This is a genomic window from Corallococcus sp. AB011P (assembly GCF_003611605.1).
Lineage (GTDB): Bacteria > Myxococcota > Myxococcia > Myxococcales > Myxococcaceae > Corallococcus > Corallococcus coralloides.
Genome location: NZ_RAVX01000002.1, coordinates 252917 through 278640 on the forward strand (window position 1 = coordinate 252917; position 25724 = coordinate 278640).

Below are 25724 nucleotides of genomic sequence, written 5' to 3' on the forward strand. Positions count from 1 at the left end.
TCATGGCGCGCCCTGGGCTCGCATCAGCGACAGGTGGAACTCCACGCCGCGCTGCGCGGCAGGTTGCCGCAAAGTGGCCTGTCCGCGCAGGCCTTCGCGCGTCAGGGTCAGCTCGGTTTCCTGGAAGCCCGCCGGGCGGGCCTCGGACACGCTCCACCCCTGGTCGCGCAGGAGGGCCTGGTAGGCCTGCTCCGCGTCGGGGAGCGCGGTGTCGGGCAGCCGGCCCGTCACGGTGACGTTCGTGGCGCCCTCCATCTTGAGGGACAGGGACGCCGCGTCCTGCAGGCCCCTGGGGACCGGCACGCCCGGGGGGATGCGGTTGCCGGCGCGCTCCAGGTAGTTGCGCATGCGCGCGGAGGAGACAAAGACGAGGGTCTCATCCCCCTGGCGCAGCGTGGACATCAACCGGACCTCGTCGTCCTTCGGGACCCAGTAGCCCACGTAGCCGGCGTTGTCGTTGAAGCGCAGGCCCACCACGGGCAGGCCCTCGTCGAGCAGGAACTGGCGGTAGTGCTGCAGCACCTGATCCGACGAGTCCTTCGTGGCGAACCACGACACGGCGATGGGCGTGCCCGGGCCCAGGTAGTCCGCGGCCAGCGCCTCCGGACGTCCACCGTTGGGATAGGGCGGGAAGTACGACAGCGTGCGCGCCAGGATGGCTTCGTCCTGCTTCGAGCGCCCCGAGCCCCGCGGCGTCTCCCGGTCCAGCTCATCCGCGGAGGCCTCCGCCCGCTCCAGCTCCGTGCGGGTGCCGCCGTAGCGCGCCTCCTCCCAGCCCATCCCGATGAGCATGCCCGCCACCGACACCGACACCAGCACCGCGGCGGTGCGGAAGGCGGGGTGCGTGGCCAGCGACTTCAGCACGACTCCGCGTCCTTACAGCCCATGTACCAGTCACCGCGCTCGCCGTGCTTGTACGTGTTCTGGTTCTTGTCCTGGTCCCAGTCGCGCCACTCCTGGTTGAAGTAGCGGGTGTTCCCCTCCTGGTCCACGGTGTTGGCCGGGGTCTGCATGTTGGCCAGGTGCGGGTGGATGGAGATGTACGGGTCGTCAGGCGAGTCCTCGAACATGTACAGCATGGTGCCGTCCAGCAGGTCCTCCGTGATCTTCTGACGGAAGTCCTGCATCTGGGTGCGCATGGCATTGTACGTGATGACGCTCGTGTACTGGTTCTTCATGCGGTCGTACATCTCACCGCTGGAGCCGGAAGGAGAGATGTCCGCGTCCTGGGTCAGCGCCCAGGTGTCGGTGAGGATCCCCATGGTCTCCTTCTTGAGGAAGTAGGCGTTGGCCTTGGTACCCTCCTCCGCGTTGCTGTGGACGTTCTCCACGCCCTTGTCCTTCCAGTTCTCCTTGGTCAACTTCACCTTGCTGAACTCCGGCAGGAACTGCTCGGGCAAGAGGTAGTTCTCCACCACGGCGCGGGCCTCGCAGAAGATGAGGCCGCCGTTGGTGAACTCGCCCTGGTAGTCGTCAGAGAGGCCGCCCAGGCTCGCGGCGCCCGTGTCCGGAGCACTGCACGTCACCTGCTGGGCGTTGTCGTTCATCCAGCAGACGTGCGCGACGACCGCCAGGTGGTGGTCCGTGTCCTCGCAGTCCGCGTAGTTGCTGCCGGACATGGCATCCGGCCGGTCGATGCCGGACTCGTGGTCGCAGTACGTGAGGCGGGCGTTGTGCTGCACGTTGGAGCTGCCACCCTGGGGGCCCTTGCCACCGCCACCGCTCTGCTTGAGGCCCTTCGTGTAGTCCTGCGTGGTGAAGTCCCAGATGGTCGTCACCGCGGCCTCCTGGTTGTCCAGCGAGTAGCGCAGGAGGTCGTCCAGGAAGAGCGCGTACATGAAGATGGGGATGAGCGCGACCATGGAGAGCGCCATCTCCACGGAAGCGGCGCCCCGGCGCGCGCGGCGCGACTCGAGGAAGGGGCTCATAGGGCCAGGTCCTTGGCGTTCGCGAGCTGGGCGGCGTCCGAGTTGCCCGCCCGGTTCAGCACCTGCGCGGCCTCCTGGGCGGAGAACGGGTGCAGCTTCACGCGCCAGTAGGGGTTGAAGAGGCCCGGGGCCTCCTTCCAGCCGTTGGGCCCCAGGCGGTGGTAGTAGACGAGCGCCTTGGAGAGCGCCGCGCCCTCACCGGGAGCAAGCCGCAGCTGCCCGTCACCCTGGGCGCCGTGCGTGAGCGTGAAGCTGCCGCTGGAGTTGAGCTCCCAGGGCGCCTGGGCCCCGCCTCCCACGAAGAACTGCTTGGTGACGTAGCTGTAGACGCGCGGCTGGCCCCAGTCGCGGGCGGGGTCGTCGCTGGCGCGGAACTTCATGAAGCAGTTGCCGTTGCTCGAGCAGCCCATCAAGTCCTTGGTGTTGATGCCCTTGAACTTGTCGTGCTGGTCGCTGTGCGCGCCGGAGGGCTCGTGGCTGCCGCCGTTCTCACTGCTCGCCACCAGGGCCTCGTAGCCGCCGGTGCCGAAGCCGTGGCGCCACTGCTGGATGAGGCGGCCGTGCTCGTCCGCGACCACGACCTTGCCCTCGTTGCCGGTGACCTGGCCGGGGCCGTGGATGTTGCTCTTGGTCTGGGTGACCTTCGCCGTCCCCTTGTGGCCCACCGCCATGTGGGTGCCCTCGCCGGGGATGTCCTTGAGCAGGTCCTGAATGAACTCCCTTTTGTAGTAGGTGGGCAGCCCGTTCATGATGACCGGCAGGCTGCGGTTGGCGGCCCAGCCGGGGCGGGACGCGTTGGCGATCTCCGTCATCACCTGCGCCCGGGACTTGGTGCTGGAGTTGGCGGCGCGCGAGCAGTTCATCCCGTCCACCGCGCAGTCGAACTCATCCGCGTTCATCCCGCCCACGCCGGACTCCAGCTCGCTGGCACCGGGGACGTTCTTCTCGGTCAGCTGGGACAGGTCCGCGGACTGGCCGTCGCGCAGCGCGTTCTTGGTGGCCCGGTGGACCGTCTGCTGGGAGCCATGGATCCTGTTCGCCATGTTGTCCAGCTCCTCGATGACCTTGTTGAAGGAGCCCTCGACGCCCTGGACCTTCTGGTCGTACTCGCTGGCCTTGGAGCTGTAGTCCATGGCGATCATCACCGCTTCAAGCGCGTCGAAGCAGTGCTGGAAGTTGTAGGGCGGGCACTGCGCCACCTCCAGGGCGGCGATGATGAAGAAGCTCATCTGCCCGGCGCGCATCATCTCGCCGGTGGCGCTGGCCGCGGCCATGTAGCCGTGCACGGACGTCATGCCCACGTAGGTGGACGCGATGGCCCGGTTGCTGGCCGCGTAGTAGTTGAGCGCGCGCGCCTCCACGACGCCCATGGAGTACGCGAGCGCGTCGCTGTGCTGCTGCAGGCTCATCTTCTGCCGCAGGGCATGGCTCAGGTTGAAGCTCAGCGTCGTCATCAACGCGAGCAGGAGGAACGACAGACACGCGAGCACCAGGGCCTGGCCCCGGTGGCCGCGCTTGGGCCGGGAGGCGGACCTCACGGTTCGAACGGGAAGATGCATTCGTTCCTCTCCGGAAGTTCCTTCTGGGTGAGGTAGAGATTGGAGTGCATCCGCATGATGTACGTGGCGCGGATGGGCAGGATGTAGAGCTTGTTGTCCGCGGCGGAGTCGTACTTGGACATCTTCTTGACGATGAACTCGTCACGCTCCGAGTCCTTGCCCAGGCGCAGCACGTAGGGCAGGTCGCGGCCGCGCGCGATGTTGTAGATGACGACGTCCGCGAACGGGATGGGCAGGCGGTAGTTGAACGTCACCTGCACGCTCAGCTTGGTGCGCAGGCTGTCCGCCCAGCCGCCTTCACCGGAGGCGACCCGCGGATCATCGAAGTCCATCTCCTTGTTGCCGTGGGAGCCGGAGGTCAGGTCCCCCTTGAGGGGGTTGCAGATGGTGACCTCCGCGAACTTCAGGCCGGAGGCGTCGCCCATCTGGTTCTTGCCGATGTCGCCGCCCTCGAACTTGGACTTGAAGTCGCTGGCGCTGGTGATGGGCTTGATGATCTCCGCGCCCCCGCTGGCGGCCGTGCTCACCATGGGCAGGAGCACCGCCAGGGCGGCCTTCTCCATGGTGGGGATGTCCGCGTTGTGGATGGAGCCGGCGCGCACGGCCTTGTAGGCCGCGTACTTCGTCAGGAGCCGGGCCTGGTGCATCAACCCCAGCTGGAGGATGCCCAGCAGCATGAACACGAACAGGGGCAAGACGATGGCCGTCTCCACCGCCACCTGGCCTGATTCACCGCCGCGCCTCATGCTTCGCCCCTGTACTGAAAATACCCCAAGGTGGGAGGCTTCCCGACCCATTGTGCCGTTACCATACCGCCCGTAGGTTCAGCGGGAATCGGCCAAGTGGCCGGGAATGCAGGCCCGGCCTCCGGGCTTGCGGACATTATCGGGCCGGCCGGGTCCCGGGGTGCTTGACGCTGTGCGCTGGCCATGGTTGGCACGCCCATCCGCGTTGAGCGCAGGGAGCGAAATCAATGAACTGGCACGTGGCGAAGCGAATGGGCGTGGTGCTGGCGGTGGCGTTGCTGGCGGCCTGCTCGGATGACGGGGACGGCAAGCCGGACGGCGGCGGCGGTCCCGACGGCGGCACGACCACGAAGTCCGCGGGTCCGGGCACGGGGTCGTCCAAGGCGAAGCCGGAGGGCGCGCCCTTCACGCTGCCGGCGGGCATCACGCTCGAGACGCCGTTGAAGAGCTTCTACACCGAGGACCCGCTGGACTGCGACGACAAGGACAAGGACGACGCCAAGGGCGGCGGCGGCTCCGTGACCCTGTGCCTCATCTTCCGCAACACCACCGGCGGCCCCATCACGGTCACGCTGCCCCCCGGCCTCATGGTCGTTTCCGAGAGCACGAAGATCCAGAACGGCCTGCTGGTGCAGCAGACCACCATCGAGGTGCCGGCGGGTGAGCGCTACTTCGTCCCCCTGTTCCTGTACTGCGCCAACCAGGACCGGGAGACCAGCGGCGTCGGCGACAACTTCGCGCTGGGCCCCATCATCGGGTACGAGGGCTTCCAGGAGCTGTACTCGCTGCTGGCGGGCAAGCAGCTGACGCGCGATGACGACGTGGCCATCCAGTTGGCCGTCACCCACCTGACCAACGGCGAGGGGCTGTCCGCCGCCGACCGCGCCAGCCTCCGCGGGCTGTAGCCGCCGGGGGCCTGGTGCCCGGCGGGGCTCACTTCCGCCGGGCGATCTCCTGGATGAGCGCCACGTAGCGGCGCTGCTGGGGGTTGAGCTTGAAGGCCTTGCGCAGGGCGTCCTCCGCGAGCGCCCACTGGCCCTCGCCCCGGGCCACGTCGCCCAGGAAGGCCCAGCCCTCTTCCAGGCCGGGCTCCTGGCGCGTCAGCTCCTGGAGCTCCTGGAGCACCAGCCGGCCGTGCGCCTCCGGCTTCATGAGGTAGCGCGCCCAGGCGCGGTGGGCCTGGTACAGCGGCCGGGGGTCGATGTCGCAGGCGTATTCGAAGTACTCGAAGGCGCCCGCGAAGTTGCGCGCCTCCAGGCGCCGCTTGGCCTCGTCGAACTGGGCGGTGGCGTCCAGCAGGTCCGTGCGGATGCGGAACTGCTCCGCGGTGGAGGGCCGGCCGGTGTTGCTGCGGGCCTTCTCCCGGTGCGCCTGGCGGCGCTTCTTCCACAGCGCGTTCTGCTCCGGCTCCGACAGCAAGCCGTAGGCCCGCGCGTACGCGGCGAGCATCCCTTCCGCCTTCTCCTTCAGCTCCGCGGTGTGGAAGCGCAGCGGGGAGAAGCGGTCCGCGGCGGCGAGGAACGCCTTGCGCAGCGCCACCGGCTGCACGTCCTCCGGCACGTCCAGCAGCGCGAACGGATCCAGGCTGCGGTGGTTGAGGAACGCGCCCACGAGCGCGTTGCGCGCCGCCTCGTCCTCGTCCGCGAAGGGCGTGCCGGACGGGGCCTGGGCCGGCACGGGCACCGGCGTGGGGACGGGCTCCGGCGCGGGCGCGGGAGCGGCGGGGGCCTTGCGGGCCAGCTCCTCGGTGCGCGCGTCCACGTCCTCCGCGAAGCCCGCCACGCCCAGCAGGCACAGCGCGTAGAGCCGGCGCAGCACGGCGTCCATGTCGAAGCCGGTGCGCTCCAGCAGCTCGTTGAAGGTGGGCCGCTGGCGCAGGGCCTGGAACAGGCGCGCGTCCTTGGAGGACAGCTTGGGGGCGGACTCCACGCCGGGCATCTGTCCGAAGCGGCGGTCGTCGGTGAAGGTGAAGTGCGTGGCGACGGTGTCGAAGGGCAGCTGCGTGGAGACGCCGGTGAGGATGAGCTGCGCGGTGTTGGCGCGCACGGTGGCGTCCGGGTTCTCCACGTCCGCGATGAGGCGGTACTTCGCCTCCGTCCAGCGGAAGCAATCCAGCAGCTTGTGCGCCAGGTTCGCCTGGAGCTGCTTGTAGAGGTCGAAGGGGCTGATGAGGCCCTTCTGCACGAGCAGCCCGCCCAGCTGCATGCCCGAGGACACACTCTCCGCCAGGGACTTCTGGTAGTCGCCTTCCGTCAGGCGGCCCTTCTCCACCAGGTACTTGCCCAGCGTCTCGTGCAGGAGGTTGGAGTTGCACGCCACCGGCGCGCCGTCCTCGAAGGTGATGCGCTTCTCGCGCTGGCGCACCTTGAGCTCCAGCGTGCAGGTGCGCTCCTCCACCATCAGCGCGTGCAAGAGCAGCGGGAAGGGCGTGTCCGCCAGCAGGCCCTCGCGCTGGCGCAACACCTGGGACGGCAGGGGGAACATGCGCGGAAAGCCTACTACTCCGCGTCGTCGCCGCCCATGTCGTCCGCAGCGTAGGGATCATCCTCGTAGACGCCGTAGGGGCCGTAGGTGTCGTGCGTGGGCAGGTAGCGGGTCAGGTACGCCCCCACGCCCATGAACACCAGGGCCACGGCGGCGTACGTCAGCGGGCGGGACGGCCGGGCCCGGTATGCCCACCAGCGGTCGCGGCGCTTCTGGAAGCGCGGGGCGACGGCGTACTCACGCCAGGCTGCGTCGCGGGCCTCCTGCGCCTCCACGTCCAGGCCCTCTTTGTCCAGCGCGCGCGACAGGAGCACGCGCCCCTCCACGGAGCCCTGACGCACCTGGAGGAAGCGCTCCAGGGCCTCGCGCGCGCCCTTGAAGTCGCCGCGCTGGAGGCGGAAGCGGCCGCGCTCCAGGTCGATGGCGCCCTGCCGGTAGTCGGCGTCCAGGCGCTCGGCCTCGGTGAGCAGCAGCTCGCCCCGGGGAGCGTCGCCCGCGCCCAGATAGGCCACGCCCAAGAGGTAGAGGGTGTCCACGTCGTCGTCGCCCGCGTCCAGGTTGGGGCGCAGCAGGTCCACCGCCTCCTGGTAGCGCTTCTGCCCCACGCGGATGTCGGCCAGCTCCGCGCGGGCGCGGCGGTCGTGGGTGTTGGTGAGGATGGTGCCCGCGAGGTCCCCCGCGCGCTGCCACCGCTTGAAGGCGCGCATGGGGCTGGGCAGCACCTGCAACGTGAACCGGTCCGCCGCGAACAGCAGCACGACCAGCAGCCCCAGGGACAAGAGCGGGCTGCCCGTCAGCATGGTGAGGCCCATCCACATCAACCACTTGGTCAGCACGGTCGAATCGTCCTTCCTGGAACCGCCTACAACAGCCGCGCGCAGATGGCGCTGTGCACGTCCGCCCCCCGCTCCGTCAGGGCCAGCCTGCGGCCGTGACGCGTGGCGAAGCCGTGGGCCACCAGCCGCTCCACCTCCGCGCGCCGGGGCTCCACGGGCTGGCCGTATCGCTCACAGACGGCCTCCCAGTCCACCCCCGACACCAAACGCAGGCCCATGCTCAGCCGCTCGGCGAAGAGCTCCTCGGGGCCCAGGTCCTCGCGGCTCGCCTCAGGGAGTCTCCCCTCCTCCACGGTGCGCAGGTAGGCCTCCGGGCTGCGGAGGTTCACGTAGCGGTGGGCCGAGGGAGACAGCAGCATGCCGGTGGCGCCCACGCCCAGCGCCAGGTACTCGCCGCCGGTCCAGTAGAGCGCGTTGTGCCGGGAGCTGAAGCCGGGGCGCGCGTGGTTGGACACCTCATAGCGGGTGAGGCCGTGCGCGCCGTACACGTCGCGCACCGTCTGGGCCATGGCCACCACGTCGTCGTCCTCCGGCAGGGAGAGCTCGCCGCGGTCCAGCTGCTTGGACAGCGGCGTGGACTCCGCCAGCACCTCGCGCTCCACCGTCAGCGCGTAGGTGGACAGGTGCTCGGGCGCCAGCGCCACCGCGCGGCGTGCGTCCGCCTCCACCTGCGCGACCGTCTGGCCGTGCACGCCGTAGATGAAGTCCAGCGCCACCACGGGGAAGTCCGCCTTCCGCGCCGCCGCCACCGCGCCCTCCACCATGGCGGCGTCGTGCGCGCGGCCCAGCGCCTTCAGCGTCTGTGGCTGGAAGGACTGCACGCCCAGCGACAGCCGGTTGATGCCCGCGGCGCGGTAGCCGGCGAAGCGCTCGGCGTCCGCGCGCTCCGGGTTGCCCTCCAGGGAAACCTCCAGGCCGGGGGCGAGCGACATGCGCGCGGCGATGCCCTCCAGCACACGCGCCACGTGGCGGGGGTGCCACAGGGACGGCGTGCCACCGCCCAGGAAGAGGGACTCCAGCGGCTTCGTGCGCAGCGACGGGTCCGCGGCGAGGCGCGCGTCCAGCTCCGCCAGCACCGCGTTCGCGTAGCGCTCCTCTGGCACCTGGCGCGCCACCGCCACCGCGAAGTCGCAGTAGGGGCACTTGGCCAGGCAGTACGGGAAGTGCAGGTACAGCCCGAAGCGGGCTGCCTGCATGCCCGTCAATGGGTCCGTGGGCGCGGCGAAGGACATGGAGGTCCAACCTCTACTTCAGGGCCTTCAATTGCGCTTCCAGCCGCGCCACCTTCGCCTTGGCACTGGCAGCCGACTCGAGCGCTGCCTCGGCCGCCATCAGCTTGCGCTTCATGGAGGCCACGTCCGCCTTGAGCTGGTCGCGCTCCCTCGCCCAGTCCGCGGGCACGTCCGCGCTGGCAGCAGGCGCCTCCGCGAGCTTTGCTTCGAGCGCCTGACGGGACGCCTGCTCCGCTTCGAGCGCGGCGCGAGCCTCCTCGAGTTGCGACTCCAGCGCTGCCTTCACGCCCTGCTCCTCCAGCAGCGTGACGTCGGACTGCGCGAGCTTCGCCTCCAGCAGCGCCTTGGCGCTCTGCTCCGACGTGAGCTTCGCTTCGAGCGCGGCCTTCGCCGCGTCCAGGTCCTTCACGCGGGCCGCCTGCGCTTCGGCGACGCGCCGCTTGGACTCGGAGGCTTCCAGCGCGCCCTCCACCATCTTCACGCGCTGCTGGAGCCGATCCACCTTGTCCGCTTCCGCGCGGGCCGCCTCCAGCTGCTCGTTGAGGGAGGTCAGCTCCTCGCGCTGGCCGTCATGCCCCGCGCTCAGTGCCTCGGCGCGGCCCTCTGCTTCGGCGGCCTGCACCCGGGCGTCCGCGATCTCGGCTTCCACCGCCTCACGGCGGGCGCGCTCCAGCGACAGCTCCTCCTGGGCCTTGGCGACCAGGGCCTGCTGGCGCTGCACCTCCGCCTCGCGCTGGCCCGCGGCCGTCTCCAGCATGGACACGCGCGCGGAGTAACCCACGCGCTCCGCCTGCGTGGTGGCGAGCTTGCGCTCCACGGCGGCCAGTTGCTGCTGGTGCGCCTCACGCTCGGCCTGCACGGACGTGGACTGGGCGGTGAGCTCCGCCAGCTGGGCCTCCAACGCCGCGACCTTCGCCTCTGCCTCGTGGACCCGGACCTCGGCCTCGTGCACCGCCTCGCCGAGCGCCGCCGCGTCCGACTCCATCCGGTCGCGCAGCGAGACCTGTTCGACCTCCGCGGCCTCCAGCACCTCGCGCAGCGAGGCCAGCTCCGACTCGGCCATGCGCGCGCGGACCTCCGCGGCCTCCACCTCGGCGCGCGCGGCTTCACGCGCCTGGGCGACCTCCGCCTCCAGCTCGCGCACGCGCGCCTGGACCCGCGCGGCCTCCGCGGCGCGGCCCTCCAAAGCACTCCGGAGCGAGGGCAGCTCCGCGGCCTCCGCCGTGCGCGCGGTGAGCGCGGCGCGCAGCCCCACCGCGTCCGCGTCCTTCAGCGCGAGCGCGCGCTCCAGCTCCGTCACCTGCGTCTGGAGCGTCTTGAGCCCGTCCTCCACCACCGCGAGCTGCCGGCGCGCGGCGTCCCGCTCGCCCTCCATCCCCTTCGCGTGGGCGTGCGCCTCCTCCAGCGAGCTGCGCGACCAGTCGCTCTCGCTCTCCAGGGCACCCATGGCGCCCTTCGCCTCCGCGAGCGCCGTCTCCAGTTGGCTGATGTTGAGCGCCTGCGCGTCGCGCTCGGTGGTCAGCCGCTCCACGTCCGCGAGCACCGACTGGTACTGCTCCTGGACCGCCTCCAGCGCGCCCTGCGCCTCGGACTTGCCGGAGGCCAGCTCCGCCACGCGGTCCTGCGCGAGCCCCAGCGCCTCCTTCGCGCCGACCAGCTCCTCCGCCATCGACCCGCGCGACTCGCGCTCGGCGTGGAGCTCCTCCGTCAGCCGGGGGATCTCCGACTCCACCTCCGCCAGCGCGCGCGTGAGGTCCTTGCGGTCCGCCTCCGACGCGGCGAGCTCCGCCTCCAGCGAGGCGACCTTCGCCTGGGCCAGCTTCAGCCGCTGCTCGTCCTGCGCGGACGGCGCCGGAGCACCCCCGCCGCCATCCCTGCGCGCCTTCTCCAGCGAGGCCTTGAGCTGGGTGACTTCGCCCTCGCGCTCGGCGTACAGCGCGCGCGCCCGGGCCAGGGTCTCCGTCTTCTGCTTCAGGATGCCCCGGAAGAACTCCAGCTTGTCCTCCGCCGAGCCGCCCATGGGCAGCCGGGGCTCCGCGGGCTCCGCGAAGGGGTCACCCTTGCCGGGGCTGCGCGCCGCGGCCGCCGGGGACGGAGGCGTGGTCGTGGGCAACCCTCCACCGCCAATGGGCGCCGGGGTCGTGGGCACCCGGGCGGCAGGAGCGGTGGCCGGGGCAGCGGGCAGGCCCGTGGCGGGCCGCCGGGGCGGCAGGGGGGGAGGCGCGGAGGGGGGAGGCCTGGGAACCGCGAGCGGCCTGGGGGCCGCCGGAGCGGGCGCCGCCACCGGGGCGTCGCCGTCATCCAGCAGTTCCTTCAGGTCCGCGAGCGGATCCGCCTCGTCCGGGGGAGACGGCATGTGCGCGTCCCAGGTTACCGACCACGGGGGGTTTCCACCAGTTACGCGATGGAAACCGCGCCGCTTCGCCTGCCTGGTGGGAGGCGGACGGCACGGTCCGCTCGACGTGGAGGGGGCGGGACGTTAGCCAATGGAGCAAACATCACACCTCGCCTTGCCTCTCCTTGGGAGGGGATGACAGCTTCGGACCACTCCTATGGCCATCCGCTACACCCTGCCCAACGGGCTCACCGTCGTCTTCGAGGAGCAGCACGCCGCCAAGGTCGCGGCCTTCCAGGTCTGGGTCAAGGCCGGCAGCGCGGACGAAAGGCCCGACCAGGCCGGACTCGCCCACCTGCACGAGCACATGCTCTTCAAGGGCACGGAGCGCCGGGGGCCCGGTGAAATCGCCCGGGACATCGAGGCGCACGGCGGCGAAATCAACGCCTGGACGTCCTTCGACCAGACCGTCTACCACATCGTCATCGCCAGCCAGTTCGCCCGCACGGGCCTGGACATCCTGGGGGACGCGGTGCGCCGCTCCGCGTTCGACAAGGACGAGCTGGCGCGCGAAATCGAGGTGGTGTGCGAGGAGATCAAGCGCAGCTACGACTCGCCGTCGCGCCGCGCGTCCCGCGGGCTGTTCACCACCGCGTTCCAGACGCACCCCTACCGGCTGCCCGTCATCGGCACCGAGGAGAGCGTGCGCAGCTTCACCCGCGAGAAGGTGCTGGAGTTCTACCACCGGCACTACACGCCAAAGAACCTGGTGCTGTCCGTCGCGGGCGACCTGAACGAGGCGGAGCTGCGCCAGTGGGTCGAGGAGATCTTCGGCGGTGACTGGGGCCGGCCCTACGCGGGTCCGGTGGAGCGTCCGCGCGACCCGCCTCCCACGGGCCGCCGCGTGCTCGTCCAGACGGAGGACGTGAAGGAGGTCTATCTGCACCTGGCCTTCGCCATCCCGGAATTGGAGCACCCGGACGTGCCCGCGCTGGACGTGCTGGCGATGATCGCCGGCCAGGGCAATTCGTCGTGGCTGGTGCGCGAGGTGAAGCGCCGCCAGCACCTGGTCAACGACGTGCACGCGTCCGCGTACACGCCCAAGGACCCGGGCATCTTCTCCGTGTCGCTGACGCTGCCGCCCACGCAGGTACAGAAGGCGCTCACGCAGACGGCGCGCGTGCTGGAGGCGATGCGCACCACGCCCGTGCCTTTGGACGAGCTGCGCACGGTGCAGGCGGTGGTGGAGGCGGAGTCCGTCTACCGCAAGGAGACGGTGCAGGGCACCGCGCGCAACCTGGGCTCGTACCAGACGACCCCCGGCGGCCTGGAGGCGGAGGCCCGCTACCTGGAGGACATCCGCAACCTGAAGCCGGAGGACCTGCGCCGCGTGGCCCAGAAGTACCTGCGGCTGGAGCACGCCGTCGTCACCGCGCTGGTGCCGCCCGCCGCGGAGCTGACGGAAGCCCACGTGCACGCGGCACTGGATGAGGCGGCCAAGAGCCCTGGCCTCACGCCCCCGGAGCGCGCCGCGAAGCAGCGTCCCCCGGAGGCCCCGCCGCGTCCGACCCGGAGCGCCATCGCGTCCGCGCGTTCGGAGGTGGTGCAGGAGAAGCTGCCCTCCGGCGCCACGCTCATCATCCGAGTGGAGCCGCACGTGCCGCTGTTCTCCATGCGCGCGGCCTTCGTCGGTGGCGCGCGCTACGAGACGCCCGAGAACAATGGCATCACCACGCTGCTCAGCCGCACCCTCACCAAGGGCACCACCACGCTCAGCGCGGATGACATCAGCCAGCTGGGGGACCTGTACGTGAGCAACATCAGCGGCCAGGGCGGCCGCAACTCCATCAGCTTGAAGGCGGACTTCCTGTCGCGCTACTTCGAGCCCGGCTTCCGGCTGTTCGCGGACGTGCTGCTGAACCCCGCCTTCCGCGAGGAGGAGGTGGCGCGGGAGCGCGCGCTGCTGCTCCAGGACATCCTCACCCGCGAGGACAAGCCGTCCAGCGTGGCGTTCGAGCTGTTCTCGCGCACGCTCTACCAGGAGCACCCGTACCGGATGTCCCTGATGGGCGAGAAGGCGTCCGTGGAGGCGCTGGGGCCCGAGCAGCTGCATGCGTACCACCGCGCGCACATGGACCCGTCGCAGATGACGCTCAGCGTGGTGGGCGACGTGGACGTGGATCAGGTGCGGGCGCTGGCGAACGAGTACTTCGGCAAGTCGCGCGGCGGCGCGGTGGCCCCGAAGCAGGTGCGGCCGGAAGCGCCTCCGTCGGCTCCGCGCACGGAGAAGCAGGTGCTCGCGCGCGCGCAGACGCACCTGGTGCTGGGCTTCCAGGCGGCGCGGATGAGCGACCCGTGGCGGGTGGTGCTGGACGTGCTGTCCACGGTGCTGTCGGGCCAGGGCGGGCGCCTCTTCATCGAGCTGCGCGACAAGCGCTCCATGGCCTACAGCGTGAGCAGCTTCTCCATGGACGGGTTGGAGCCCGGCTACTTCGCCGTCTACATGGGCACGAGCCCGGAGAAGGTGGACGCGGCGGTGGAGGGCATGCGCCGCGAGTTGCAGCGGATCCGCGACGAGCCGATTCCGGCCGCGGAGCTGGAGCGCGCCAAGCAGCACATCATCGGGGCGTATGAAATCGACCTGCAGCGCAACAGCGCCCGCGCGACGCTGCTGGCGCTGGACACCTGCTACGGCATCGGGCTGGACAACTTCCTGCACTACTCCGAGCACGTGGCGAAGGTGACGGCGGAGGACGTGCAGGAGGTCGCCCGCCGGATCATCGACTTCGACCGCATGGCCATGGCCATCGTCGGGCCGTAGGTCCTCCCATCGCGAGCGTGGAAGCGTCACGACGACGGCGCTTCCACGCCGCACCGGGTGCGGTAGAAGGGGCGCCATGTCCCAGACCTACTTGTCACTCACCGTGGATATCGCGGAGGAGGCCTCCGAAATCCTCCAGGACCTGCTCCATGAGGCCGGCGCCCTGGGCCTGGAGGTCCGCGATACGGAGACGCCCACCATGCCGGGCGTGCGCGCCCCCACGAAGGGCGAGTCCATCGTCGTCGCCTACTTCGAGGACCGACAGAGCGCGGAGGAAGCCCGCGACGCGGTGACGGAGAGCCACCCCACCGCGCGCCTGTCCCTGGACGAGCAGCCCCAGCAGGACTGGAGCAACGAGTGGAAGTCGCTCATCAAGTCCGTGCAGGTGGGCCGCCTGTGGGTGGGCCCGCCCTGGGACGTGGCGAACGCGCCGGCGGACAAGGTGAAGCTCGTCATCGAGCCGAAGATGGCCTTCGGCACGGGGGACCACCCCACCACGTCGCTGTGCCTGGCGGCGGTGGATGACTTCATGTCCACGCACCCGGGCGCGAGCGTCCTGGACGTGGGCACCGGCACGGGCGTGCTCGCCATCGCGGCGAAGAAGCTGGGCGCGGGCCACGTGGTGGGCACCGACAACGACCCCACCTCCGTGGAGCTGGCCCAGGAGAACTGCACCGACAACCAGACGCCCGACCTGGACATCTCCGGGCGCGAGCTGACGGAGGTGTCGGGCACCTTCGACCTGGTGCTCGCGAACATCCTGGCCAACACGTTGATTGAGCTGGCGCCCCTCATCGTGCCCAAGGCGAAGGACCGGCTGGTGCTGGCCGGCGTGCTCGCGCACCAGCGCGCGGACGTGGAGGCCGCGTACCGCAACCTGGGGTGCACCGTGCTGGAGGGCGCGCAGCAGGGCGAGTGGGTGCGCATCGACTTGAAGCGCTAGAAACAAGAGGGGGTCGGGCAGCGAACGCAAGGCTCGCCCACCCGACCCCATCTGGACTCGCGAGGCTTTCCCCCTTGGCGTCAGGACCTCGCGAGTCCCGCCGTGTGCCTGGCGGACATTGCAGTCCGCGTGCCTGCCGCTGAGTCCTCGGAGTTCCAAGGGACACGGGCGTGGTTGTAGCGGGGCAGGTTACGGGACGCCCGGCGCGTGTGACCTTCCGCGCTACAGCGGGCGGCCTCAGACGAACGCGAGTGTTCCGGCGGCGCGCAGGGAGCCCACGGCTTCGTTCCGGGTGTTGAGGATGCGCGGCTCCGCGTGGTGTTCCAGGCCCGTCATGGGCAGGGCCAGGCCCTGCTGTTCTGAGACGAGGCGCAGGACGGAGAGGAGCGCGGGTGCGGCGCAGCGGGCGTCGCCGTCCTCCACCTTGACGGCCACGCCCAGGCGGGCCCGGGGCAGCGCGGCGCAGTAGACGCCCTCCGCGCCAATCTTCACCACCGTTTCGCCCCCGAAGGCCGTCATCAGGTCCGTGCACGCGCGGCCCCTGCCCGCGACCAGCTCCGGGTGCGCGAGCATGGCCTCACGCAGGCGGCGCGCGGCGGGCGCCTCCGAGATGCCAAAGCGGGCCCACGCGGTGGCCATGGCGCTGAGCGGCAGGCCGAAGCAGACGGCGAGGCAGCCATCCACGGCCTTCACCAGCGCGTCACGCGGCAGCCCCGTCCACTTCGCGATTTCGTCCTGGATGCGCTCCTGCACCGGGTGGCCGTCGCTGGCGTAGCCGTGGACGTCCCAGCCGTGGTGCCGCGCCAGCGCGAGCATCCCCGCGTGCTTGCCGGAGCAGTTGTTCCACCGGGGCGTGAGCACCACGCCCGCCTTGAGCGCCTCCTCCGCGACAGAGGGCGACAGCGGCGGGTGCGGGCCGCACGCGAGGTGGCGCTCCTCGCAGCCTGAGGCGCTCAGCATCTGCATGGCGAGGGCGCGGTGCACGGGCTCGCTGGAGTGGGACGCGCAGGAGAGCGCCAGCTCGCGCGGGCCGAAGCCGTAGCGGTCCGCGGCGCCGTCCTGGACCATGGGCAGGGACTGGAAGGGCTTCGCCGCCGAGCGCCAGAAGGTCACGCGCTCCGGGTCGCCCGCGAACGCGACGCGCGTGCCCTCCGCGCTCACCACCGCGACGGACACGGTGTGGAGGGACTCGACGAAGCCGGAGCGGGTGGACTCGATGACGAGGGTGGCCATGGGCGTGGGGCGCGCCATAGCAGGAACGGGACTCGGCCGGGCGCTCGCGGGTCGCGGAAAGGGAACCCCTGGACGCATGGAGGGCTATCCTGTGGGCGCCCTCCCCTTCAAGGAAGCCGCCGTGGTCCGCCTCTTCGTTCCCCTGCCCGACCCCGCCCCCGCCGACGTGACGCTCACGGGCGAGCGCCGCCACTACCTCGTCCACGTGCTGCGGTTGGAGGACGGCGACGCGCTGGAGGTGTTCGACGGCAAGGGCCGCGCCTTCGAGGCGCGCGTCACCGGATTGGACGCGGAGTCCGTGCGGCTGGTGCTGGGGGCCGTGCGGGTGACGCCACCCGCGCGCGAGATGAGCGTGCTCCAGGGACTGCCCAAGGGGGACAAGCTGGAGCTGGTGCTGCAGAAGGGCACGGAGTTGGGCGCCACCGCGTTCCATCCAGTGGCCACGGCGCGCAGCGTGGTGAAGCTGGAGCCCAAGCGCGCCGAGGAGCGCACCCAGCGGTGGGCGAAGATCGTCGAAGAGGCCGCGCGCCAGTGCCGGCGCGACGACGTGCCGGTGGTGCATCCGCCCCGGCCGCTCCTGGACGCGGCGCGCGCCCTGACTCCGGGCACGCTGCTGCTGGTGCTGGATGAAGAGGAGTCCGCGGTGCCGCTGGGCGAGGCGTTCCGGAGCGTGGCGCCGGGGACGCCGGTGGCGCTGGTGATTGGCCCCGAGGGTGGGCTCGCGCGCGAGGAGGTGGACGGCTTGCGAGGGCTGGGCGCGCGGCCGGTGACGCTGGGCTCGCGCATCCTGCGCACGGAGACGGCGGCGCTCGCGGCGCTCGCGGTGATGCAGCACCTGGACGGGTCGCTCGGTTAGCAGTCGGGCAGACAGTCCCTCCCTGCATCCCAGGTCACGGATTCGTGTGGTGATTCCTACGTTTCTGCCAGTCGGGACCTGGCGGGTCCCTCACACGGGAGAGACTCTCATGGGGATCATCGCATTCATCATCATCGGCCTCATCGCGGGCCTCATCGCCCGGGCCATCCTGCCGGGCAAGCAGAGCATGGGGCTGGTGGCCACGACCCTGTTGGGCATGGTGGGTTCGCTGGTGGGCGGTCTCATCGGTTCACTCTTCGAGCGCAACGGCCGGCTGTTCGACCTGCATGCCTCCGGCATCATCATGTCGGTCGTGGGATCCATCATCGTGCTTCTCCTGGTGGGAGCAGCGGGACGGCGCCGCGTCCACGCCTAGCGTGAGGCGCCCCACACGCACCGTCCCCACAGGGCCGGTTGTGATGGCGCGAACGAGCCCCTGACGGTTCCTCGGGCGAGGGACCGGCGGGGGCTTGTCCTTTTCTTGCTACAGGCCTGAATGCGGCCTTTCATGGCGACGGTTGTCCGCGTCACCGGGAGGATCCGTTGTCCAAGTGCCTGAAGTGCGGCGCCTCGCTGCCGCCGGTCGGAGATTGCCCCGCTTGCGCCGCCAATGCCGCGCGCCCACCCGCGGTGGCCCCCCTCCCGAGCCTGCTCGACCGCGACATCCACATTGATCGCCGCAAGGCCGGGGACCGCATGGCCCAGGACATGGGTGGCGACCCCATCACCCTGAACAGCGAACCGATGGAGCCGGAGACGCTGCGCGGCACACCGGCCTTCGCGATGGAGCCGCCTCGCGGCCCTGTCACCCCGCCGGGCATGACGCCGTCGGTTCGTCCGGGAATGGCGCCCATGCCGCCCGCCGCGCCCACCGTGCGCGCGCCCAATCCTGCTCCCGCGGCTCGCCCCGCGCCGGCCCCCGCGTCCCAAGCGGATGCGACGATTCGCGCTGCGGCTCCGACGGCGCGCCCTGCTTCGCCCCAGGCGGGTGCGGCGGCTCCGACGGCGCGCCCTGCTTCGCCCCAGGCGGGTGCGGCGGCTCCGGCTCGCGCGGATGCGTCCCAGGCGGATGCGACGATTCGCGCGGCGGCTCCGGCACGCGCGGCTCAGCCCCAGGCGGATGCGTCCCTCGCGGATGCGCCGGTTCGCGCGGCCCGTCCTGCCGCGCCCCAGGCCGATCGCGCCTCCGCGCCGCACGCGGAGGGTCAGGCGGCACGGGCTCCCGCGCAGCAGGCGCCTCGGGCGGCGGCGCCCATGCCTCCTCGCGCCACGCCTCCCGCTGGGAACGCGCCTGCTGGCGCCGTGCAGCCTCCGCGTCCCGCCGCGCCGCCTCCGGGCGTAGCGCCGGTGGCCGCCGTGCCTCCGCGCGCCGCGCCCACCGCGGCCCTGTCGGAGCCGGGCTTCCAGAATCCTGGCGTCTCCGTGCCTCGCGCCGCGCAGCCCGCGGAGCCCCGTCCTGGCTCCGCGCCCACGCCGGCCTACGGCACGGAGCCGCACATTCCGCGCCCACAGGCGGCCTCGGGCCAGCCGCGTGGAAACCCCGTCCAGGGGTCGCCCGGCCTGCCTCGCATGGACGCGCAGGCCCAGGCCGCGTCGGGTCAGCCGCGTGGCAACGCACAGGGTTCTCCTGGCCTGCCCCGCATGGACGCGCCCGCGCAGGCCCAGGCTTCCGGCTTGCCGCACATGGACTCTGCCTCGCAGGCCCAGGCCTCCGGTCTTCCCCGCCGGGAGCCCGCCTCCGGACCGTCGGCCGCCGAGCACTGGGATGCATCGCAGGCGTCTTCCGGCCTGCCCTTGATGGATGCTCCCGCGCAGGCCTCCGGTCCGTCTCGCCGGGACGCCGCTCCGGGCCTTCCCGTCATGGAGGACCCGGCCATCCTGCCTCCGCTGGAGACGCCGGCCTTCGCGACGTCCCCGGCGACCGCTCCGGGAGTGTCCCGCATGGAAGCCTCGCCCGCCCCTGCCCCCGCCGCCCCCGCGAAGTCGAGGGCCCCAGCGCCCTCGGCGGTCCCAGCCACGGGCGAGGTCCACGCGCGGCCCGCCTCGCTGTGGCGCCGGCTGCTGTCCTTCACCGTGGACACCGCGGCCATCAGCGCCGTGGCGGCGGCCTACATCACCCTGGCCTCGTCGGTCGCGGGCGTGAAGGGCCCGCAGCCGGGGCTGACCGGGCTGGACGCGTTCGTCGCCTGGCTGCGCGCGCTGCACTCCGTGCTGCTGCCGGGCGTGGTCCTGGTGCTGGTGCTCGCCACCGTGTACTGCGCGGTCGCCGCCTTCCTCTGGAATGGACGCACCCTGGGACGGTTGCTCCTGGGCCTGCGGTTGGTGGACACCCATGGCATGGCGCCCACCCCGGGCCGGGCCATCTTCCGGGCGCTGCTCGCCGGGCTTTCCTTTGTTCTCTTCCTGGGCGGCTTCTGGATGGCGCTGTTCGACCGCCGCGGGCAGACGCTCCATGACAAGCTGACGTCCACCTTCGTCGTCCAACCGAGCTGAAACCGGCTCATTGTGCCTTGCGGCCGCGGCCGTAAGATGCCGCGGCCTTCATGCCTTCGCGTCTTGCCCAGCACCTCGTCTCGCGCGCCCTCCTGTCCCAGGAGCAGGCCGGGGACTTGTTGCGTCAGCATCAGGCCCAGGGTGGCCACCTGGACACCGCGCTCCTGGAGCGCGGCCTCTCCGAAGCGGACGTCCTCGCGATGATGGGCGAGGTCTCCGGCTTCCGGCCCGTGAACCTGGTGGACTTCGAGCCCAACCTCGAGGTCGCCAGCTTCATCCCCCCGAAAATCGCCGAGCGCCTGAGCGTCGTCCCCCTGTCCCTGGACGGCAACACGCTGCACGTGGCGTGCGCCTACCCGGTGCCCAAGAAGGAGCTGGACGAAGTCGGCTTCCTCCTGGGCAAGCCGCTGGAGCTGTGGGTCGCCATCGAGCTGAGGGTGCGCGAGTGGATCTCCATCATCTACCGCCAGCCGATGCCGCCCCGCTTCGTGCAGTTGGCCGAGGCCGTCGCCCAGCAGGCCGGAGCGCTCACGCCTCCTCCGCCACCGCCGCCGGACGACGAGTCGATGACGGTGGACATGGTGGAGCAGCTGGCGCGCAACGTGGCCCAGGAGCCCGTGCCCGCGGAAGCCCGTCCCGCCGCCACCTCGCGTGAGCCCGAGCCCGCGGACATCCCGCCCCCGGCGTACGTGCGCGAGCCGCTGCGCCTGAACACCTCCGCGGGACCGGTGACGACGGCCCGCGCGGTCCAGCGCCCCACGCCACCGCCGGCACCCACTGACATCCCGCCTCCCGCGTACACGCGCGAGCCCCTGCGGCTGAACATGCCGGGCACGCCCGCGCGCGCCGCGCCTCCCGCGCAGGCCCCGAACCGGGGCGCGTCGGGAAATGCCGCGCCGCCGACGCTCTACCCACCGGGAGAGCGTCCTCTACCGCCGCCCCAGTCCGTGCCCGTGCTGTTGCCCGTGGGTCCGGCCGGCACGTCCGCGCCCGCGACGCAGGGCTCCGCCCAGGGCGGTCGACCCGCCGCGCCCGGTGCGTACGCCACGCCGCCGCAGGCCGCGGGCCGTCCCGCCCCCCCCGCGCAGCACGGGCCCGCGACGCAGGGCTTCGGAGGCCCGGGCACCGCGCAGGGCATCTCCGCGACGCAGGGCTTCGGAGGCCCGGGCACCACCGCGCAGGGCGCGGGCACTCAGGGTCCCGCGACGCAGGGCTTCGGAGGACCGGGGCCCGCGACACAGGGCTTTGGCGGCCAGGGTCCCGCGACCACGGGCCAGGGTGCTCGACCGGGCGCCCCCGGACAGGGCCCCCAGGGCACGCCCCCGGCCGCGCAGCCGGCACAGGGCCCCGCTCGACCGGGCACCACCGTCCAGACCTCACAGGGCACTGCCCCCACCGCGCCTCCGTCCGCGAACCGCCCCGGCGCCCCCGCCCAGCCCCCGGGCGCCCGTCCCGCGGTGTGGCCTCCCGCGCCCGAGCAGCAGGCCCGCGCGGCCCAGGCCACCACGCCGACCCAGCCGCCGGTTCCCCCGGCGCCGCCTCGGGGAGAGCCGTCGTTCATCATCTTCAGCAACCCCGCGTCCACGCAGGGCGCGAACCGTCCTCGCGCGCCGGAGCCCGCCCCCGTCCCGGGTGCCTCCAACGCGCCGGATGCCGCCGTGCCGGAGTGGACGCTGCCCCAGGCCCGCTCCGCGCTGCGGGAGTCGACGCGCGACCTGAACCGCCTGCTGGACGTGGCGCTGCGCTTCGGCCGCCGCACGTTCGACTACGTGGCCGCCTTCGCCGTGGTGCGCGGCGCCGCAGGTGGCTGGGACTCGCGCGGTGAGGGCCTGGACGCGAACGCCCTCTCCCTGGTCTCCATCCCCCTGGACGCGAGCAGCGTCTTCCGCACCGTCGCCGTCACGCGCGGCAGCTACGCGGGCCCGCTGCCGCCGGACGCGCTCACGCGGCACTACCTGGAGCTCTTCGGCCGCCAGGCCCCGCGCACCGTCTTCCTGTACCCGGTGGAGGTGAAGGGCCGCCTCGTGGCCATCCTCTACGGCGACTGCGGCCAGAAGCCGATGAGCCAACGCCGGCTCAGCGACTACATCCTGTTCTGCCAGGACCTGCCGGCCGCCTTCCAGGAGCTCATCCTCTTCCGCAAGCAGCGCGTCTCCGAGCTGCGCGCGCCGGAAGAGGACATCACCATCGACGTGGACGTGCCCGGCTTCCCGGCCCCGGTCCAGCCCGCTCCCGCGCCCGCCGTGGTCGCGGGGCTCGGGTGGAACCCCGTCTTCGGCCGGGGAGGCGTGGCCAACCTGGGCCGTGCCGCCTCCCTGCCCCCGCGCGTGCTGTCCCCGGAGGAGCGCCCGCCGCCGGACTTCACGCCGCTCCTGCGCCGGCTCACCGGCCCGGACGCGTCCCAGCGCTCCAGCGCCATCGCGGAGCTGGCGCGCTCGCCGGAAGCCAGCGCCCGGGTGCTCGCGCAGCACTTCCCCGGCCCCACCGCCTGGAGCCGCCTGCCCGTCGTGGAGCTGCCGGAAGCGGACGAGCTGGGCCCCATCCCCGCCGCCCTGTCGCGCCTGGGCCGTCCCGCGGCCGTCGCGCTGGCGCCGCTGTTGGACTCGAACGACGCGGACACGCGCTACCTGGCGCTGCTCACCGCGGGCAACCTGCCCTACGCGGAGCTGGTGGACGGCGTGCTGCGCGGCCTGTTCGACATGGAGCCGGACATCTCCAGCGCCGCGCGAGTCGCCGCCGCCGCGCTCAAGCACCTGCCGCGCCTGGACGCGTCCCTGCGCGACCTGCGCCAGGAGCTGGCCAGCCGGGACGCCCTGCGCCGCTCGCTGGCGGCCCGTGCGCTGGGCACGCTGCACGACCGCGACGCCATCGAAGGCCTCATCAACCTCACCGGCAGCGACGACGCCATGTGCGCGCAGGCCGCCGCGGAGGCCCTGCGCGAAGTCACCCGCGCCACACTGGGTCTCCAGCCGCGCCAGTGGTCGGCGTGGTGGGCGGAGAACCGCAGCCGCCGCCGCGCGGACTGGCTGGTGGCCGCGCTGCGACACCGCGAGCTGGACGTGCGGCTCGCGGCCATCGAGGAGCTGAGCCGCGCCCTGCACGACACGCTGGGCTACTACGCGGACGCGCCCGACGCGGAGCGCGAGGCCGCGGTGCGGCGCTGGGAGTCAGCGGCGGTCGACCCCGCCAACGCCCGCCGGCTGGGCATGCTCTGAGCCTCGGAGGCGCGCGATGACGGGCGCCATGTGGGTCAGCCTGCTGGCGTGCGCGGGGCAGCTCGCGCTCGCCGGCATCGCGCTCGCCCGCGTGGGACGAAGCCCCCTCGCGCTGCCGCTGTCGCTGCTCTCCATCGCGCTGTCCACCTGGAACTTCTCCGCCTTCGGGCTGGCGCGTTCGGGGGACACCGGCTGGCGGCTGATGGGCTTCGCCGCGGCGCTGATGACGCTGCCGTGCGCGGTGCACTTCATCCTCGCGTTCGTGGGCCGCCGCCGCCGCTCCGCGCGGGTCCTGTACGGCACCTACGCGGTGATGGGCGCGCTCGCGCTGACGATGCTCATCGCCATGGGCGTGCCCGCGCTGGAAGAGCGCATCTACACCTTCCGCTTCGGGCTCGCGGTCGCCGTGGGCGTCATCCCCATCCTCACCACGGGCTTCGTGCTGCTCACGCGCCACCTGCGCCACGCGGTCTCCCCGGACGAACGCGCGCGAGCGGGCTTGATGCTGCTGGGGCTGACGCTGCTCGTCGCGCTGCTGCTCACGGACCTGGCGGCGGACATGGCCCTGCCCGTGCCAAAGCTGGGCAACGTGGGCACGCTGCTGGGCCTGCCGGTGATGGCCACCGCGTCCCTGCGCTTCCAGCTCTTCGGCAAGGACGCGCGCGCCACGAGCGCGGCGGTGCACGCCGGGGTGCTCGTGCTGGTAGGAGTGTTCGCCTACCTCGCGCTCTTCCGCGCCTTCGCCGCCGAATCCGGAGCGCTCGTCGTGGGCACCACCGCCATCACCTTCGCGCTGCTCGCGGCGGCGCGGCGGGGCGTCACCGCCTTCGTCACCCAGCGCGAGCGCCTGGAGCAACTGGCCACGCTGGGCCGCTTCTCCGCGCAGATGGCGCACGACCTGAAGAACCCCATCGCCGCGCTCAAGGGCGCCGCGCAGTACCTGAAAGAGGAGCATGCGCGCGGCCACTCCTGGGACGCGCACGGGGACTTCCTGGACCTGCTGCTGGAGCAGGTGGAGCGCCTGGACCGCGTAGCCGGCACGTACCAGCGCCTCGCGCGAGTCGAACCGCTGCGCCGGCCGCTGGACCTGAACCGGCTGGTGGAGGGCGTGCTGTCGCTCCAGGCCTTCGCGACACCGGGCTCGGTGGAGCTCAAGAAGGAGCTCGCGCCCGACCTGCCCGAGTGCGCGGGAGACGAGGACCTGCTCGCCAACGCGCTGGAGAACCTGGTGCGCAACGCGTTCGAGGCCATGCCCGAGGACGGCACCCTCACCGTGCGCACGCTGCGGGACGGCGGCGCGGTGGTGGTGGAGGTGCAGGACACCGGCAGCGGCATGGACGCGCGCACGCGTGAGCGGGCCTTCGACGACTTCTTCACCACCAAGGCGACGGGCAGCGGCCTGGGGCTGGCCTTCGTGCGGCGCGTGGCGGAGGCGCACGGCGGCACCGCGTCCCTGACGAGCGGCGAGGGCCATGGCACCATCCTCCGCCTGCGCCTGCCGGCGGCCCCCGTTTCCCAGGCCCCGGCATCCGAGGGAGAAGCCGCGTGAGTGACGCACTGAAGGGCCACGTCCTGGTGGTCGATGATGATCCCGCGCTGCTCAAGGTGCTGGGCGCGCTGCTCACCCAGGCGGGCCTCACCCCGCATCCGGCGTCGAACGCGAAGGACGCCCTGTCCCTGCTCGCGCGCCGCCCCATCGACGTGGTGCTGAGCGACGTGCGCATGCCGGGCATGAGCGGCATGGAGCTGCTCGCGGAGGTGGGGCGCGGCTGGCCGGACGTGCCCGTGCTGCTGATGACCGCGCACGGCACGGTGCCGCTCGCGGTGGAGGCGATGAAAGCGGGCGCGGCGGACTTCGTGCTCAAGCCCTTCGACCGCGAGGAGCTCCTTTTTTCGCTGAAGAAGGCCCTGCTCCACGCGAGCCAGGACCCGGAGCCCACGCGCGGCACCGGCAAGGCGCCGGACGGACTGGACAGCCTGCTCATGGGCCAGAGCCGCGCGATGAGGGACGTGAAGGCCCTGCTGGTGAAGGCCGCCCAGGGCACCGCCACGGTGCTGCTGAGGGGCGAGTCCGGCACGGGCAAGGAGCTGGCCGCGCGAGCCCTGCACGAGAACAGTCCCCGGCGCGCGGGGCCGTTCGTGAAGCTGCACTGCGCGGCGCTCCCGGACACGCTGCTGGAGAGCGAGCTGTTCGGCTACGAGAAGGGCGCCTTCACCGGCGCGGCCACGCGCAAGCCCGGCCGCGTGGAGCTGGCGCACGGCGGCACGCTGTTCCTCGACGAGATTGGCGACGTGTCCCCCGCCGTGCAGGTGAAGCTCCTTCGCGTGCTCCAGGAGCGCGAGTTCGAACGGCTGGGCGGAACGCAGACGGTGAAGATCGACGTGCGCTTCATCGCGGCCACGCACCAGTCGCTGGAGGACGGCGTGCGCCGGGGCACCTTCCGCGAGGACCTCTTCTACCGGCTCAACGTGGTGCCTCTCTGGCTGCCCACGCTGCGCGAGCGGCCGGAGGACATCGTGTCCCTCGCCCGCCACTTCCTGGACGTGCACGCGAAGACCAACGGCCGGCCTCCGTTCACCCTGAGCGAGGACGGCCTGCGGGCGCTCCAGGCCCAGCCATGGCCCGGCAACGTGCGCCAGCTGCAGAACTTCCTGGAGCGGCTGGTGGTGCTCTCCGACGGGCCCGCGCTCACCGGCGAGGACGTGGCGCGCGAGCTCACCCGCCAGCCGGGACTCCCGCCGCCGCCCGTCGCCGCGCCGCTGCCTCCGTCGCCGTCCGACTCCGTCACGCTGGAATCACGGCGCAAGGACGTGGAGAAGGAAGCCCTGGCGGATGCGCTGAAGCGCTCGGGTGACAACCGCACGCTGGCGGCGCGGCTGCTCGGGGTGAGCCGGCGCACGCTCTACAACAAGCTGGAGGAGCACGGCCTGTTGTAGGGGTGCCGGGAGGCCGGGAGGCCGTCACCCGGTACGTGTTGTCGCCGAATGCTTCCGTGTACTGACCTGACTTCCGGGTTTATGCTGCTTCGTGCTCGTACTCCCT

At 71.9% G+C, this 25724-nt stretch carries 18 protein-coding genes; 9 read left to right on the forward strand and 9 right to left on the reverse strand.

The genetic code is table 11. The annotated features are described in order from the left end of the window. The 4 genes from D7X30_RS06315 to D7X30_RS06330 are packed head-to-tail and all read right to left on the reverse strand — an operon-like array spanning window position 1 to window position 4233. Window positions 1–864 carry a hypothetical protein gene (locus D7X30_RS06315; RefSeq protein ID WP_120561947.1) on the reverse strand — a complete coding sequence of 288 codons (864 nt, stop codon included), beginning with the start codon at window positions 862–864 and terminating at the stop codon, window positions 1–3. After that, window positions 858–1928 (reverse strand): hypothetical protein, encoded by a 1071-nt coding sequence (locus D7X30_RS06320; RefSeq protein ID WP_120561948.1) that lies wholly within the window; start codon window positions 1926–1928, stop codon window positions 858–860. The genes D7X30_RS06315 and D7X30_RS06320 overlap by 7 nt, the downstream gene beginning before the upstream one ends. Continuing rightward, the gene (locus tag D7X30_RS06325) at window positions 1925–3466 is read right to left on the reverse strand and encodes a hypothetical protein (RefSeq protein ID WP_370051372.1); all 1542 of its coding nucleotides are present in this window, start codon (window positions 3464–3466) and stop codon (window positions 1925–1927) included. Before D7X30_RS06325 ends, D7X30_RS06320 begins: the two co-directional genes overlap by 4 nt. Then, the gene (locus D7X30_RS06330) at window positions 3463–4233 is read right to left on the reverse strand and encodes a TadE/TadG family type IV pilus assembly protein (protein WP_120561950.1); all 771 of its coding nucleotides are present in this window, start codon (window positions 4231–4233) and stop codon (window positions 3463–3465) included. The genes D7X30_RS06325 and D7X30_RS06330 overlap by 4 nt, the downstream gene beginning before the upstream one ends. Window positions 4234–4472: 239 nt before the next feature. Between D7X30_RS06330 and D7X30_RS06335 the strand changes: the two genes are divergently transcribed. Next, complete coding sequence (locus D7X30_RS06335) at window positions 4473–5138, forward strand: hypothetical protein (protein ID WP_147443128.1); 666 nt, start codon at window positions 4473–4475, stop codon at window positions 5136–5138. Between the two features lie 28 nt (window positions 5139–5166). Here D7X30_RS06335 and D7X30_RS06340 read toward each other — a convergent pair whose 3' ends face one another. From D7X30_RS06340 to D7X30_RS06355, 4 genes are read right to left on the reverse strand one after another with little or no spacing between them, the layout of a single operon-like run. Further along, on the reverse strand, window positions 5167–6717 hold the full coding sequence (locus D7X30_RS06340; RefSeq protein WP_120561952.1) for a DUF4388 domain-containing protein: 1551 nt from the start codon (window positions 6715–6717) through the stop codon (window positions 5167–5169). Between the two features lie 14 nt (window positions 6718–6731). Further along, window positions 6732–7550 (reverse strand): lipopolysaccharide assembly protein LapB, encoded by an 819-nt coding sequence (locus tag D7X30_RS06345; protein ID WP_233591482.1) that lies wholly within the window; start codon window positions 7548–7550, stop codon window positions 6732–6734. A 29-nt stretch (window positions 7551–7579) separates the two neighbouring features. Then, window positions 7580–8785, reverse strand: coding sequence for a radical SAM family heme chaperone HemW (gene hemW / locus D7X30_RS06350; protein ID WP_120561954.1), 1206 nt, complete (start codon window positions 8783–8785; stop codon window positions 7580–7582). 13 nt (window positions 8786–8798) lie between these two features. Next, the gene (locus D7X30_RS06355; RefSeq protein WP_120561955.1) at window positions 8799–11141 is read right to left on the reverse strand and encodes a plectin 1 isoform 8; all 2343 of its coding nucleotides are present in this window, start codon (window positions 11139–11141) and stop codon (window positions 8799–8801) included. Window positions 11142–11337: 196 nt separating this feature from the next. Here D7X30_RS06355 and D7X30_RS06360 point away from each other — a divergent pair, with 196 nt between their 5' ends. After that, complete coding sequence (locus tag D7X30_RS06360; RefSeq protein ID WP_120561956.1) at window positions 11338–13941, forward strand: pitrilysin family protein; 2604 nt, start codon at window positions 11338–11340, stop codon at window positions 13939–13941. Window positions 13942–14017: 76 nt separating this feature from the next. Beyond that, window positions 14018–14884 (forward strand): 50S ribosomal protein L11 methyltransferase, encoded by an 867-nt coding sequence (locus D7X30_RS06365; RefSeq protein WP_120561957.1) that lies wholly within the window; start codon window positions 14018–14020, stop codon window positions 14882–14884. A gap of 237 nt (window positions 14885–15121) precedes the next feature. Here D7X30_RS06365 and D7X30_RS06370 read toward each other — a convergent pair whose 3' ends face one another. After that, complete coding sequence (locus D7X30_RS06370; RefSeq protein WP_158619213.1) at window positions 15122–16117, reverse strand: asparaginase; 996 nt, start codon at window positions 16115–16117, stop codon at window positions 15122–15124. 121 nt (window positions 16118–16238) lie between these two features. Between D7X30_RS06370 and D7X30_RS06375 the strand changes: the two genes are divergently transcribed. The 6 genes from D7X30_RS06375 (at window position 16239) to D7X30_RS06400 (ending at window position 25618) form a co-directional block, all read left to right on the forward strand. Beyond that, window positions 16239–16973, forward strand: coding sequence for a 16S rRNA (uracil(1498)-N(3))-methyltransferase (locus D7X30_RS06375; RefSeq protein ID WP_120562573.1), 735 nt, complete (start codon window positions 16239–16241; stop codon window positions 16971–16973). A 109-nt stretch (window positions 16974–17082) separates the two neighbouring features. Continuing rightward, a complete protein-coding gene (locus D7X30_RS06380; RefSeq protein ID WP_120561959.1) occupies window positions 17083–17349 on the forward strand; it encodes a GlsB/YeaQ/YmgE family stress response membrane protein in 267 nt (88 codons plus the stop codon). Between the two features lie 167 nt (window positions 17350–17516). Further along, the gene (locus tag D7X30_RS42660; protein WP_233591423.1) at window positions 17517–19466 is read left to right on the forward strand and encodes an RDD family protein; all 1950 of its coding nucleotides are present in this window, start codon (window positions 17517–17519) and stop codon (window positions 19464–19466) included. Window positions 19467–19516: 50 nt separating this feature from the next. After that, window positions 19517–22681 (forward strand): FrgA protein, encoded by a 3165-nt coding sequence (locus D7X30_RS06390; RefSeq protein WP_120561960.1) that lies wholly within the window; start codon window positions 19517–19519, stop codon window positions 22679–22681. Window positions 22682–22697: 16 nt separating this feature from the next. Beyond that, window positions 22698–24230 (forward strand): ATP-binding protein, encoded by a 1533-nt coding sequence (locus D7X30_RS06395; protein ID WP_120561961.1) that lies wholly within the window; start codon window positions 22698–22700, stop codon window positions 24228–24230. After that, window positions 24227–25618, forward strand: a complete 1392-nt coding sequence (locus tag D7X30_RS06400) for a sigma-54 dependent transcriptional regulator (RefSeq protein ID WP_120561962.1) — start codon at window positions 24227–24229, stop codon at window positions 25616–25618. Before D7X30_RS06395 ends, D7X30_RS06400 begins: the two co-directional genes overlap by 4 nt. Window positions 25619–25724 lie beyond the last annotated feature (106 nt).